This is a genomic window from Streptomyces sp. NPDC002911 (genome assembly GCF_053591835.1).
Window position 1 is genome coordinate 73,192 of the sequence record NZ_JBSFUO010000012.1, and the last position, 12,007, is coordinate 85,198.

Annotated in this window: 13 protein-coding genes; 3 read left to right on the forward strand and 10 right to left on the reverse strand. The window is 68.6% G+C overall.

Features of this window, described 5'->3' with window-relative positions:
• Positions 1-202 precede the first annotated feature (202 nt).
• The 3 genes from ACWD04_RS20060 to ACWD04_RS20070 all read left to right on the forward strand — a co-directional run bounded on the left by ACWD04_RS20060 (position 203) and on the right by ACWD04_RS20070 (position 5,069).
• Positions 203-3,094, forward strand: coding sequence for a DEAD/DEAH box helicase (locus ACWD04_RS20060; RefSeq protein ID WP_451133675.1), 2,892 nt, complete (start codon positions 203-205; stop codon positions 3,092-3,094).
• Positions 3,091-4,386, forward strand: coding sequence for an SWIM zinc finger family protein (locus ACWD04_RS20065; RefSeq protein WP_451133677.1), 1,296 nt, complete (start codon positions 3,091-3,093; stop codon positions 4,384-4,386). Before ACWD04_RS20060 ends, ACWD04_RS20065 begins: the two co-directional genes overlap by 4 nt.
• Before the next feature lie 101 nt (positions 4,387-4,487).
• The gene (locus tag ACWD04_RS20070) at positions 4,488-5,069 is read left to right on the forward strand and encodes an N-acetylmuramoyl-L-alanine amidase (protein WP_451133679.1); all 582 of its coding nucleotides are present in this window, start codon (positions 4,488-4,490) and stop codon (positions 5,067-5,069) included.
• A 164-nt stretch (positions 5,070-5,233) separates the two neighbouring features.
• Here the strand turns inward: ACWD04_RS20070 and ACWD04_RS20075 are convergent, their stop codons facing one another.
• From ACWD04_RS20075 to ACWD04_RS20120, 10 genes are all read right to left on the reverse strand, one after another.
• Complete coding sequence (locus ACWD04_RS20075) at positions 5,234-6,925, reverse strand: MFS transporter (protein ID WP_451133681.1); 1,692 nt, start codon at positions 6,923-6,925, stop codon at positions 5,234-5,236.
• A 194-nt stretch (positions 6,926-7,119) separates the two neighbouring features.
• Positions 7,120-7,788 (reverse strand): lytic polysaccharide monooxygenase auxiliary activity family 9 protein, encoded by a 669-nt coding sequence (locus ACWD04_RS20080; RefSeq protein ID WP_451133683.1) that lies wholly within the window; start codon positions 7,786-7,788, stop codon positions 7,120-7,122.
• 110 nt (positions 7,789-7,898) lie between these two features.
• On the reverse strand, positions 7,899-8,054 hold the full coding sequence (locus ACWD04_RS20085) for a DUF6131 family protein (RefSeq protein WP_167359481.1): 156 nt from the start codon (positions 8,052-8,054) through the stop codon (positions 7,899-7,901).
• Positions 8,055-8,179: 125 nt separating this feature from the next.
• Positions 8,180-8,458: a gas vesicle protein K gene (locus tag ACWD04_RS20090; RefSeq protein WP_451133686.1), complete on the reverse strand. Its 279-nt coding sequence runs from the start codon at positions 8,456-8,458 to the stop codon at positions 8,180-8,182.
• A complete protein-coding gene (locus tag ACWD04_RS20095; protein ID WP_451133688.1) occupies positions 8,455-8,682 on the reverse strand; it encodes a gas vesicle protein in 228 nt (75 codons plus the stop codon). Before ACWD04_RS20095 ends, ACWD04_RS20090 begins: the two co-directional genes overlap by 4 nt.
• A gap of 2 nt (positions 8,683-8,684) precedes the next feature.
• On the reverse strand, positions 8,685-9,503 hold the full coding sequence (locus tag ACWD04_RS20100; RefSeq protein WP_451133690.1) for a GvpL/GvpF family gas vesicle protein: 819 nt from the start codon (positions 9,501-9,503) through the stop codon (positions 8,685-8,687).
• A 19-nt stretch (positions 9,504-9,522) separates the two neighbouring features.
• A complete protein-coding gene (locus ACWD04_RS20105; RefSeq protein WP_451133692.1) occupies positions 9,523-9,858 on the reverse strand; it encodes a gas vesicle protein in 336 nt (111 codons plus the stop codon).
• On the reverse strand, positions 9,855-10,928 hold the full coding sequence (locus tag ACWD04_RS20110) for an SRPBCC family protein (protein ID WP_451133694.1): 1,074 nt from the start codon (positions 10,926-10,928) through the stop codon (positions 9,855-9,857). The genes ACWD04_RS20105 and ACWD04_RS20110 overlap by 4 nt, the downstream gene beginning before the upstream one ends.
• Before the next feature lie 6 nt (positions 10,929-10,934).
• Complete coding sequence (locus ACWD04_RS20115; protein ID WP_451133696.1) at positions 10,935-11,744, reverse strand: histone protein; 810 nt, start codon at positions 11,742-11,744, stop codon at positions 10,935-10,937.
• A gap of 7 nt (positions 11,745-11,751) precedes the next feature.
• Positions 11,752-12,006: a gas vesicle protein GvpG gene (locus ACWD04_RS20120; RefSeq protein WP_451133698.1), complete on the reverse strand. Its 255-nt coding sequence runs from the start codon at positions 12,004-12,006 to the stop codon at positions 11,752-11,754.
• Position 12,007: the final 1 nt, after the last annotated feature.

Here is a 12,007-nt window from a genome sequence, read left to right on the forward strand (position 1 = left end):
CCTGCGGCAGCCATGGCGCCACCACCCCGATCATGCGGGGGAAAACCCCACTGCCCGGTGGTGGTACAAGCTGCACCCCAAGCTTCAGAAGGCAGAAATAAGTGATATGGGTCACTGTACATTTCTCCCGGGACGGGACGTGGGTGGAGTACCCTCGGCGACCCCGGGCTCACTAGTCAAATTTGAGGAATCTGACATCGCTGTGCACAGGCTCCCTGCGGCAACCCTCAACGAGAACGCTGAACCATCCCGCTGCTCCGCAGTCTTCCTCCCTGCTGATCCGGCCCGTACCGGCCTGATCGCGTTCTGGAATGCGGACGGTAGCACCCCTCCCTGCCATCCAGGGAGTCCGACGGAATTGACGGTCGTCGGAAAGGACATCCGTCCTTACGTCGTCCCGGCGTTGCTGATGCCCGTGCGGGAAGCACTGCCGGTACTGACACGGGCGCGGGCGGACACCCGTGCCTCTCCCTCTGCGGCGTTCTGGGGCGCTGCCGGGGTCCTCGCGCTCCAACTCGTCGCGCGCGGGCTGATGCTGCCCGGGCTGAGTCCCACGGACCGCGATGCCTGGCGTGCCGGCCCGCTGACCGCGGACGATCTCGAGCGGATCCGAGTGCTGGCGGCTTCCATGCCGCCCGACGCCCACGCGGTACCGCTCGACGTGGCTGCCCAGCCCGTGATGCTGGCCGAGCCGGAATCGCTGCTGCGGTCGTTCCTCGACGCGGTGGTGGATGGCCTGCCGCGCACACCGGCGGCCGAATTGGTCACGGGCACACCCGCGTACGCCGCCCGGGCCACGCAGCATCTGCCCGGACTGCGGCCGTGGGCGGTTGATGTGGCGGCCGGTCACGATGCGGGCGTACGGCTCTCCCTTCGGGTCGAGGTCTCGGGGCTCGGCGATGCGACGGGCGCGGAGGTGGCGGAGGCGGCCGGGGACGATGCCGGCCACGCACCCTCCTTCCGCGCGGTCCTGCAGATCCACAGCGTCCAGGATCCCGCCCTTGTCGCCGACGCGGCGGATGTATGGGCCGACCGCTCCCCCGCGGCTTCGCTGTTCGGTCCCCGCGCCCGCATGGACGCCCTCCTCGCCCTGCGCCGCGCCGCCCGCGCCTGGCCTCCGCTGACGCCTCTTCTGTCAGCCGCGGTCCCGGATGCGGTCGAGCCCGGCGACGAGGAGATCGCGGAGCTGCTGGGCCCGGCGGCCCGGGCGCTCGCCGCGACGGGCGTCCAGGTGCACTGGCCGAGGGAGCTGGCGCGGAAACTCAACGCGCGTGCGGTGATCGGCCCGGAGGACGACGGCACCGGGGCGACGGCACGGACCGGAGGAGACACGCCGTCCTTCCTCTCCGCCGACGCGCTGCTGTCCTTCGACTGGTGGTTCGCGCTGGGGGACCGGAAGCTGAGCCGGGCGGAGCTCGACCGGCTGGCGGAAGCGGGCAGACCGCTGGTCAGACTGCGTGACCAGTGGGTACTCATCGACCCGGAGGACGCCAGGCGTGCCCGCGAGACCCGGGACCGCAAGGTCACCCCCATCGACGCGTTGGGGGCCGTGCTGACGGGGGCCACCGAAGTCGACGGACGCCGGATGGAAGTGGCCGCGACGGGCTGGCTCGAGCGGCTGCGCGAGCGCATCGCCGACCCGGAGTCGGAGGACCGGACGGTCGGTCAGCCGGACGGGCTCGACGCGAGTCTGCGCGACTACCAGCTGCGTGGCCTGAACTGGCTGCACACCATGACCTCGCTCGGCCTCGGCTGCTGCCTTGCCGACGACATGGGACTCGGCAAGACGATCACGCTGATCTCTCTCCATCTGCACCGGCAGGGGATCGAAGCAGCTGCGGGGCCCACACTCGTGGTGTGCCCCACCTCTCTGATGGGCAACTGGCAGCGGGAGATCGAGAAGTTCGCCCCGGGTACCCCCGTTCGCCGCTTCCACGGCGGGTCGCGCTCGCTGGAGGGCATCGCGGGCGGCGAATTCGTCCTCACCACATACGGAACGATGCGCCTGGACGCGGCTCGGCTGGCTCAGGCATCCTGGGGCATGGTCGTCGCCGACGAGGCGCAGCACGTCAAGAACCCGCACTCGGCGACCGCCAGGCAGCTGCGCACCATCGGCGGGCGCGCCCGTGTCGCCCTCACCGGTACCCCGGTGGAGAACAACCTCTCCGAGCTGTGGGCCATCCTCGACTGGACGACCCCCGGACTGCTCGGGCGGCTCGGTACGTTCCGCACCCGCTATGCGAGCGCGGTGGAGGGAGGCAACGACCCCGGCGCGGCCGAGCGGCTCACCTCGCTGGTCCGCCCGTTCCTTCTGCGGCGCCGCAAGTCCGACCCCGGCATCGCACCGGAGCTCCCGCCGAAGACGGAGACCGACCGCGCCGTGTCGCTCACGGCGGAGCAGACCGGTCTGTACGAGGCGGTGGTACGCGAGACACTCGAGGAGATCTCCGGCGCGGACGGTCTCGCACGGCGCGGGCTGGTTCTGAAGCTGCTGACGGCACTCAAGCAGATCTGCAACCACCCGGCGCAGTACCTCAAGGAGGAACAGCCGCGGATCGTGGACCGTTCCGGAAAGGTGGAGCTGCTGGACGAGCTGCTCGACACGATCCTCGCCGAGGGCGCGAGCGTGCTGGTGTTCACCCAGTACGTGCGGATGGCGCGCCTGCTGGAACAGCATCTCGCGGCGCGCGGGGTCCTCACCCAGTTCCTGCACGGCGGCACCCCGGTCGCGGCACGGGAGGCCATGGTCAATCGCTTCCAGGCGGGCGAGGCACCGGTGTTCCTGCTGTCACTCAAGGCCGCGGGTACGGGGCTCAACCTCACCCGGGCCGGCCATGTAGTGCACTTCGACCGCTGGTGGAATCCGGCAGTCGAGGCGCAGGCGACCGACCGTGCCTACCGGATCGGACAGACCCAGCCGGTGCAGGTGCACCGGCTGATCGCCGAGGGCACCGTCGAGGACCGTATCGCCGCCATGCTGGCACGGAAACAAGGGCTCGCGGACGCGGTGCTCGGCAGCGGCGAGGCCGCGCTGACGGAACTGGGCGATGCGGAACTGGCCGAACTGGTCGAGCTGCGAGGGGGCGCACGATGAACGAGGGGCTCGAGCCGGAGCGTACGTTTGCCGCACTTCCTCCCGCGCAGGGCCGCAGCTTCGCCTCGTCCTGGTGGGGACGGGCCTGGCAGAAGGCGCTGGAGGACACGGCGCTCGACGGTCAGCAGCTCAAAGAAGGGCGGAGGCTGGCCCGCGAGGGCAGGGTCGGCGCGGTGTCCGTCCGGCCCGGCCGACTCACCGCGGTCGTGCAGGACCGCGACTCGACGGCGTACCGCAGTGATGTGCTGCTCCAGGAGCTGAGCGAGGAGGAATGGGGCCGGTTCCTGGACATGGCGTCCGAACGGTCCGGGCACATCGCCGCCCTGCTCGACCGTGAGATGCCGCCCCATCTGGTGGAGGACGCGGCCGCCGCCGGTCTCGATCTGCTGCCGGGAATAGGGGACCTGGAGCCGGAGTGCAGCTGCGAGGCCTGGGACCACTGTTCACATACGGGCGCCCTGTGCTACCAGGTGGCTCGGCTGCTCGACCAGGATCCGTTCGTGCTGCTGCTGTTGCGTGGTCGCGACGAGCGGCGGCTGCTCGACGAGTTGCAGGTGCGCAGCGCCGCTCGTGCGGTCCGTGGGACGGGTAGCGGAGAAACGTCGGTGGAGGACCGGGCCGGTGAGCAGGCCTCGTGGGGCGTGCGGGCCGACGAGGTGTACGCCGCGTGGGACACTCTGCCGCCGCTGCCTCCTCCCCCGCCCCTGCCCACGGAGCCGGGGCCGCCACCGTCGTTGGACACGGAGACGGTTCCGGCTGCGGGTGTCGACCCCTCGGCTTTGGAATTCCTGGCTGCGGACAGCGCTGTACGGGCGTTCGCGATGCTCGCGGAGGCGCTCGCCGCAGGCCACGAACAGCAGCCGCCGGCAGCCGGGCTGACGCCGGAGCAGGACGCGGTGCGGCTGGCTGCCGACGGCCGGCCCGACGCCCGGCTCACGGCGCGCCTCGGCGCGGCGGCCGGACGCGGGGCTGCGGGGCTCGACGTCGCGGTGCGGGCCTGGCGGTTCGGCGGGACGGCCGCGCTGGCAGTGTACGACGAGGAGTGGCTACCCGGCCCTGACGATCTCGCCCGTGCGCGAGCACAGCTCGCCGACGCATGGGACGAGGGCGAGGGCCCGCAGCTCCATGCCGCCGGCAACCACTGGACCGTGGCCGGTTCCGCCGTGCAGCTGCGGTACGGGCGCGACGGGTGGTGGTGGCCGTACGCCAGGGAACGGGGGCGGTGGGTGCCGACCGGGCCGGCGGAGGACGATCCGGCGGCCGCGCTGGCCGGAGTCCTCTCCGTTTGCTGAGGGCTGGGGACGTTCGTCGCGTCCCGTCATCGCTCGTGCGGAACCGTACGGCGGGTCAGCGCGTGTTGTGCCGTAGACCGGACCCACGCACAGGAGTACTGATGCAGCGCAGACGGATACTTCAGGGCGCCGCGGTCACCGCCGCCGCGGCGCTCCTTCCGGCGTCCGTCCGGTCCGTGGCCGCCTCCACGTCGGACACGGACCACCGCGGGGCGCAGTGGTATCCGGCATCTACGTCCAACTACACGCCATCGGGCCGCCCTTCGGCCAAGCCGGTCGATCTCGTCATCGTCCATGTCGCCCAGCAGACGTTCACCCAGACGATCGGCATCTTCCAGAATCCGGCCAAACAGGTGTCCGCCCACTATGTGGTGCGTTCGGGGGACGGTTTCGTGGCCCAGTGTGTGCGGGAACGGGACACCGCCTGGCACGCGGGCAACTGGGATTACAACACCAGGAGCATCGGTATCGAGCACGAGGGCTGGGTCGACCAGCCCGCCTACTTCACCCACACGATGTACGAGCGGTCGGCGAGACTCACCGCGGGCATCTGCGACCGCTACGGCCTGCCCAAGGACCGCGCGCACATCATCGGCCATCATGAGGTGCCGGGCAGCGACCACACCGACCCCGGGGCCCACTGGGACTGGGTGCGCTACATCCGCCTCGTCAATCTGGTCTGAGCCCCGCCCCGCGCCGGCGGAGGGAGGCAGCAGCCCCCGGGCCGGTGCGAATCCGGTCAGCCCGCCGCGTGTCAGGTTTAGGGTCATGCACGTGCTCGGCGCTTCCTCGGCCGAGAAGCCCGGCACCGTCACGAGCGCCATGTGGCCCGTGCCAGTGCCCGTGATCACGCAGGCCTTGACGGCGGTGGGGAACCTTTGCCTCCATGCGGTTCCCGTGCCGGAGCTCCGGCACGGCGCGCGCCCTCCGCGCCACCCGCCGCCGGGTCACGTGCGGCCGCGCCCTCCTCCGGTACGTCGTCCTCCTCGGCCATCGGTTGCCCCATGGCCCCTCCGCCCCGCAGGCGTTCCAGGTCTGAGGAGCGGACCTGGATGACCAGCAGCGCGATCAGCGCCGCGACGACGGAGAAGACGGCGGCGGCGACGAACGCGCTGGAGACTCCCGAGGCCAGCACCTGGTCACCCCAAGGGGCCGGAAGCTCCCCCGTCCTGCGGAACTCCAACTGCTGGGCGGGGGTCGCCTCGGCCAGGAAGCGGGGTATCTGGTCCATCGCCTCGTTGTGGCTGACCGTCCCGAACACGGTGACCAGAATGGACAGCCCCAGCGAACCGCCCACCTGTTGGGTCGCGTTGAGGATCCCTGACGCGGCGCCCGCTTCTCTCGGGGCCACACCCGACACCGCCATCAGGGTCAACGAGACGAACTGCATGCCCATGCCGAAGCCGAAGACGAGTACGGGACCGAGAATGCTGCCCAGGTAGGTGCTGTGGACATCGGTCTGCGTGAGCCAGCCCAGCCCCGCGGCCGCCAGGATCGCGCCCACCACCATGAACGGTTTGGGGCCCCATCTGGGCAGTAGCTGCGAGGCGATTCCCGCACTGATCGCGATGATCACGCTCACCGGCAGGAAGGCCAGCCCGGCACGCAGCGGGCTGAAGTCGAGGATGTTCTGCACGAAGAGGGTCAGGAAGAAGAACATGCCGAACATCGACGCGGCCAAGCTCAGCATCATCCCGTAGGCGCCGGCACGATTACGGTCACGGAACATGTGCAGGGGCGTGATGGGCTGCCTCGAGCGGCGCTCGACGGCCAGGAACAGGGCGAGGAACACCACGGCGGCGCCGAAGGCGGCGATGGTCAGGCTGTCGCTCCAGCCCTCCTTGGAGGCCCTGATGAAGCCGTAGACGAGCAACACCATACCGAGCGTGGAGATGAGCGCCCCGAGGAGGTCGAAGCGACCCGGGTGACGTTCGGATTCCCTGATGTGGCGGGGCGTCGCGAGGGCGATCAACAGGCCGATGGGCACATTGACGAAGAGCACCCAGCGCCAGTCGAGCCACTCCACCAGCAGACCACCGGCGAGCAGGCCGATCGCGCTGCCGCCCGCTGACACCGCGGCGAACACTCCGAACGCCCGGTTCCTCTCGGGTCCCTCGCGGAAGGTCGTGGTGATGAGCGAGAGGGCGGTCGGTGAGGCGATCGCACCTCCGACGCCTTGCAGCGCGCGCGCCGCGAGGAGTTGCCAGGATTCCTGTGAGAGGCCGCCCAGCAGTGAGGCCAGCACGAAGAGCAGCACGCCGAAGACGAAGACTCTGCGGCGCCCGAGAATGTCGCCCAGCCGCCCACCTAGCAGGAGCAGCCCGCCGAACGTCAGGGTGTAGGCGTTGATCACCCACGACAGGCTCTCGGTCGAGAAGCCGAGGGAGGTCTGGATGTGCGGCAGAGCGATGTTCACGATGGTGATGTCGAGAACCACCATGAGCTGGCACGAGGCGATGACGAGCAGGGCGATGCCCTTGCCTCGGCCCCGCTCCGGGGATCCGGCAATCGGCGCAGACTTCGCTCGGGATCCGGTCATGACGCTCAGTGCCGTATGCGTCGGCAGTGAACAGAAACGTTCACTCATCGACCGTAGGTGGGGCCGGACGGGTCCGCCAATCGATCACATGGCAGACGCACGGACGCTCGGGCGCACGGCCCTCCGGGTACCCCGCCGGACCTGAGCGGCCGGCGGGGCCGGGGGGCCGGGGGGCCAACCCTTTGAGGTCCGTGTCAGGCGAAGTTCACGTCACTGCACAGGAAGTACGTCTGGTCCATGTGCGACGCCTGCCAGATCGTGTAGACCACATGACGGCCGCTGAGGCCCGAGGTACTCACCGGGATCTCGTAGTTCTGACTGGGCGCGTAGCTTCCGGTCTCAGTGACCAGCTGGAGGTCGCCCCAGGTCAGCGCCTCCGTGGCGGGGTCGAAGCCCTGCCGGGTGACGTACACCTGGAAGTAGTCGGCGCCATGGCTCGCCTGGTCGTACAGCTTCACGGTGAAGTCACCGGTGACGTCCGTGGTCTTCCACGCGCCCACGGTGTCGAGGGAGTTGTACCGCCCGCCTTCCGCCCGGCCGCCGCTGCACAGCTGGCCGTCGGGTACGGCGGCCGGGAAGTCGCCAGCGGAGCCGTTGCGGTACAGCCCGTTCCAGTTCCACATGGCGTTCGGGTCGGCCTTCCACGCCTGCCAGCACATGGGGTCCTCCTGCTCCATGGCCGGGTTCTGGAAGTCATCGCCCCAGCGCAGCCAGCAACCGTAGTTGCGGGAGGCCGGGTCGACGACGGAGCCGTGGGCGCTCGCGGTGCCTGTCCACGGGAGGAGGCAGAGGAGTGCGGCGACGAGTACGCCGCCGAAGCGCAGCGCCCAGCCGCTTAAGTTGACGCGATCATGACATATCATGGATGCGATCTCCATTTCCGGGAGGTGGGGGGATCCGCCGGCGTGGGAGCGCTCCCGCGCCTCTTGAGGCTTTGCCCCGCCACCCCCGCGCCAAACATGCCGACGCGACATCACCAGTAGTGGCGGCGACCTCCGACCGCATGCCCCACAGCCCCCAGCAGCCACAGCGCGAGCCCGATCACCAACAGAATGATCCCGATGGTCCACAGGACACCGAGGCCGGTCACCAGACCGAGAATGAGGAGGATGGCTCCGATGATGATCATGACTACCTCCGGTCGCGCCACCTTCACGCGAAGAGTATGCGCATAAATGAGCATATGCCTCGACCGGTGTCTTGCCCATATGCACCTCGGCGCTCTGAGGTGAACGTACGGCAGCGGCGTTCCCGTCAATCGCGGGGCAGCAGGGTCCCCAGCGGGCCGAGGTCCAGGTTGAGGTCTTCGGGACGCACCCCATGTTGCTCGCAGAGCTCCGCCATACGCTGGTCGAGCAGCATGAGGGTGGTCCCGATCTCGTCCACCTGACCGTCGGTGAGGTCTCCCTGATCGATTCGGCGGATGGCCTGGCGCTCCATGAGCTGGCGCAGCAGCTCCACCACGGTCAGTACGAGTGCTACGAGGTCCCGCCCCAACTGGTCGGCGTCGACGTCGAGTCGTGAGGACGTCACAACGGGCCCCCGTCCGCCCAGGGAGCCGGAACGCGTTCGTTGACGGAGGAGAGAAGGGCATGGAGTGACAGCCGCACGAGGGGAACGTCCGCGATCGCGATCACGAGGTCACCGCTGATCACCACACCCGTCGCCAGTACCCTGTCCAGCAGATCGACGAGAGGCACGCCGATGGGGCCGACCAGGGGCTCGGGATTGTCCCAGGGCACCACTTCGCGTTGCATGTCTACACCTCGCCGACGAAGGAGTACGGCACCCAGGGACCGGAGATTTCGATCTGTGCACCGGTCGAGTTCCGCAGCGTCCGGATCAGTTCCCCGAGCTCGGCCTTTCGGTGCTCCCCCACCAGGTAGGTGGCGTTGAGCACCTGGACGCGGCCCTTTTCCGCCGACTCGGAAGCCTGCAGGCGCAGTCTGCGTCCCGCGGCGGCGACCGCCTGGAAGGCGGCGTCCACCGTCTCGGCGACCCGCAGGGCGTCCTCGTGCCGTCGTTCGCGCCGCGCCTGCACTCCGCGCCTGCGCTCCAGATAGGCGAGACCGGCTCCAGGGGCCGGGCGCGAACGTGCGGCCGGCGCCTCCGACGGGCGAGCGGGGGGGCTCGGATCCGGCGCCGGGAATGCGGCCGCGTAGACCTTCACACCCCACTCGCAGTGGCCCGCGGTGCGCTCCAGGGCGGCGCGGAAGCGCCCGGTCTCGTCGAGGAGTGCCTGCCGGGCCCGCTCCTCACCGTGATAGAGAGTCGCCAGCGGGAGAGGAACAGTGGGGCACGCCGCGGCGGCTGCCGATACCACGTCGTGATGCGCGCGGGCGTATCGTTCGAGCTCGTCCCGGTCGGACATACGGGCCTGCCACACCTCGTCCGTGAAGTCGGCCGCCCGGACGGTCTGAACGATCGCGGTCAGCTCACCGAACCGCAGTCGGCGCAACGGTTGGCTCTCCGCGACTCCCTGCAGGCCCGCGAACGCTGCCGGATCCGGTGCCTGGCACACCGCGAACACATAGAGGGCACTTCCCTCCGCGGTCAGTTCGAGTCCCCGCTCCGTCATGCGCTTCGAATCTCCTTACTCATCGGTCGTCCGACGTCTCGTCCGTCTTCGATTCGAGCGCTTCCAGACGCTCACGCAGTTCACGGTTCTCGTCCTGGAGAGAGTTACGGGCGGCACGCGAACTCAGCGCGGGATCCGTCTCCCACCAGTCGATACCAGCCTTCTTCGCGGTATCCACGGATGCAACGAACAAGCGGAGCCTGATGGTGAGCAGCTCGATGTCGAGAAGGTCGATCTTGATGTCACCCGCGATGACGATGCCCTTGTCGAGGACACGTTCGAGGATGTCGGCGAGGCTGCTGTTCTCCGGCCCCGGAACGGGGTACGCCTCCCGCCCGAGGTCGAGATCAGTCACCTCGACGCCCTCCGCCCGCGTCGCTTCCTGGGCGCGGCTTCCTCTTCCTCGGGCTCTTCCTCATCTGCTTCGTCTTCTGGTTCCTGGTCGTCCTCGTACTCCTCCTCGGGCTCTTCTTCGGGTTCCTCGTCGTCCTCGGGCTCTTCCTCTTCCTCCTCTTCCTCCTCTTCTCCCTCTTCCTCCTCTTCCTCCTCGGGCTCCTCTTCCTCCTCGTCGGATTCCTCCGGCTCCTCGCTCTCGGCTTCCTCCTTCTCGACGGCCTCTTCGTGCGTCACGACGACTTCCCCGTCGCGGATCTCGCCGCGCCAGCCCTCGGGCTCCTCGTCGGTGAGCGTGACGAAACGCTGGAAGAGTTTGAAGTCGAGTCGCATGCGGCGGCCTTGTACCCGCCACAGATTTCCCGTTTTCTCGAAAAATCCCGAGGGGTAGTACTCCACCACCAGGACGATCCGGGTCAGACTCGGGGCCAGCTCGTGGAAGCTGACGCAACCACGTGTGGAACCCTTGGCTCCCTCGGAGGTCCAGACGATGCGGTCGTCGGGCACCTGTTCCTGGACCGTCGCCTTGAAACCGCGCGAGGACGGGCCGATCTTGACCTTCCAGTCGCTCGACATCTCCTCATCCATCGAGACGCTCTGAACGCCCTTGGTGAAGCCGCTGAACTCGTCGTACCGAGTCCAATGGTCATACGCGGTACGCAGGGGAACTCCCACATCGAGGACCTCGATGATGTTCATGGACTTGCCGCCGCCCGGCTTGCCCTTGCCCTTCCCGCCGCCCCCGAAAACGTCCTTGGCCTTGTCCACGACTTTGTCCTTGACGCTTCCGGCCTTGTCCGCGACGAAGGCCTTGACCGGGGATTCTCCCTGAAGAACGCGAGAGGCGATCGACGGCAGCGAACCGCCGCTATCGGCCATATCGGTGAGCTGCCCCGTGAGACCGGTCAGCTTGTCGCCGGCCTTCTGCGCGAGCTTCCCTGTCTGTGCGCCGAAAAAATTGGAGACTTCCCCGCGAAGGCGGTCCAGACCCGACTCTTCCGCCCCGGGTTCATCCTTGTCCGTCCTGGCCATGGCTGCCTACCTCCGCCGTTCGCCGCGTTGGGACGCGGATCGCTTCGATGACGTCGCTTTCTTGGCTGAAGCGGTCTTCCGGGTTGGTGACTTCTGGGCCGGTGCCGACTTCTTGGCAGGCGCCTTCCGGGCAGCGGACTTCTTCACCGGTGCCGATTTCTTGGCTGCGGTCTTCTTCGCAGGCGCCTTCTTGGCAGCCGTTTTCTTGGCGGCGGCCTTCTTCGCGGCAGGCTGCTTCTTCGCCGCCGCCTTCTTGCCGGCCCGGCGAGCGCTCGGTCGCGGCTCTTCCGACTCCTCCTCTCCTTCCTCTCCTTCGTCTTCTTCCTCTTCCTCCGGCTCCTCTTCCTCCGGCTCCTCTTCCTCCGGCTCCTCTTCCTCTGCCGGTTCCTCTTTCTCCGGCTCCTCTTCCTCTGCCGGTTCCTCTTCCTCCTCTTCCTCCGGCTCGTCCTCGTCGTACTCGCCCTCGTACCCCTCGTCTTCCTCCTCTTCCTCGTCCTCGTCATGCGCCCCCAGCCGCGCCGTCCGGTCACTGATGGCGTCGGCCAGCGAGTTCATGCCCCGGTCCGCCGCCGCCGTCAGCGCCTTCCTGCCGGAGACGAGGACCTCGCCCTTCAACTGGTTCTGCAACTCGGCGAACTGCGGCATCTCGCTCAGTCGGCGCACGCCTTCAGCGGCGAGCTGGCGTGGTTCCAGGCCGAAGCGCCTGCCTGCCAAGTAGGTCGCGACGGAGAGGGCAAGCCGACCCTTCTTCGTACGGCCGAGCACGTATCCGCCCACCACGGCTGCTGCGAGCGTAACCTTCGTCTGATCTTCCATGAGAGAGTCACCTTCGATGGTTCGGCGCGGAGCGCACTCGTACGGCATGGAGCCGGTCGAGCAGCTCCTCCTCTTCGCGTTCGAACTCCGCCAGGCTGACGTTGCCGTCCTCGAGCTCCTGGTTGAGCGCGGCGAGCTGGGCCCGGATCACTCCCGGGTCGTGAAGTTCGCGGTCCGCCGCATAGTTCACCTTCTCCGCGACCCAGATGACACCGCGCACCGGTGCGAGGGGCAGCAGGAGCAGGCCGGTGAACAGTCCCATG

What these genes read in the sequence shown, in the direction of transcription:
- ACWD04_RS20065 (WP_451133677.1), top strand. Translation starts at nt 3,091, where the DNA reads ATGAACGAGGGGCTCGAGCCGGAGCGTACGTTTGCCGCACTTCCTCCC.
- ACWD04_RS20070 (WP_451133679.1), top strand. Translation starts at nt 4,488, where the DNA reads ATGCAGCGCAGACGGATACTTCAGGGCGCCGCGGTCACCGCCGCCGCG.
- ACWD04_RS20075 (WP_451133681.1), bottom strand. Translation starts at nt 6,925, where the DNA reads ATGACCGGATCCCGAGCGAAGTCTGCGCCGATTGCCGGATCCCCGGAG.
- ACWD04_RS20080 (WP_451133683.1), bottom strand. Translation starts at nt 7,788, where the DNA reads ATGATATGTCATGATCGCGTCAACTTAAGCGGCTGGGCGCTGCGCTTC.
- ACWD04_RS20085 (WP_167359481.1), bottom strand. Translation starts at nt 8,054, where the DNA reads ATGATCATCATCGGAGCCATCCTCCTCATTCTCGGTCTGGTGACCGGC.
- ACWD04_RS20095 (WP_451133688.1), bottom strand. Translation starts at nt 8,682, where the DNA reads ATGCAACGCGAAGTGGTGCCCTGGGACAATCCCGAGCCCCTGGTCGGC.
- ACWD04_RS20100 (WP_451133690.1), bottom strand. Translation starts at nt 9,503, where the DNA reads ATGACGGAGCGGGGACTCGAACTGACCGCGGAGGGAAGTGCCCTCTAT.
- ACWD04_RS20110 (WP_451133694.1), bottom strand. Translation starts at nt 10,928, where the DNA reads ATGGCCAGGACGGACAAGGATGAACCCGGGGCGGAAGAGTCGGGTCTG.
- ACWD04_RS20115 (WP_451133696.1), bottom strand. Translation starts at nt 11,744, where the DNA reads ATGGAAGATCAGACGAAGGTTACGCTCGCAGCAGCCGTGGTGGGCGGA.
- ACWD04_RS20120 (WP_451133698.1), bottom strand. Translation starts at nt 12,006, where the DNA reads ATGGGACTGTTCACCGGCCTGCTCCTGCTGCCCCTCGCACCGGTGCGC.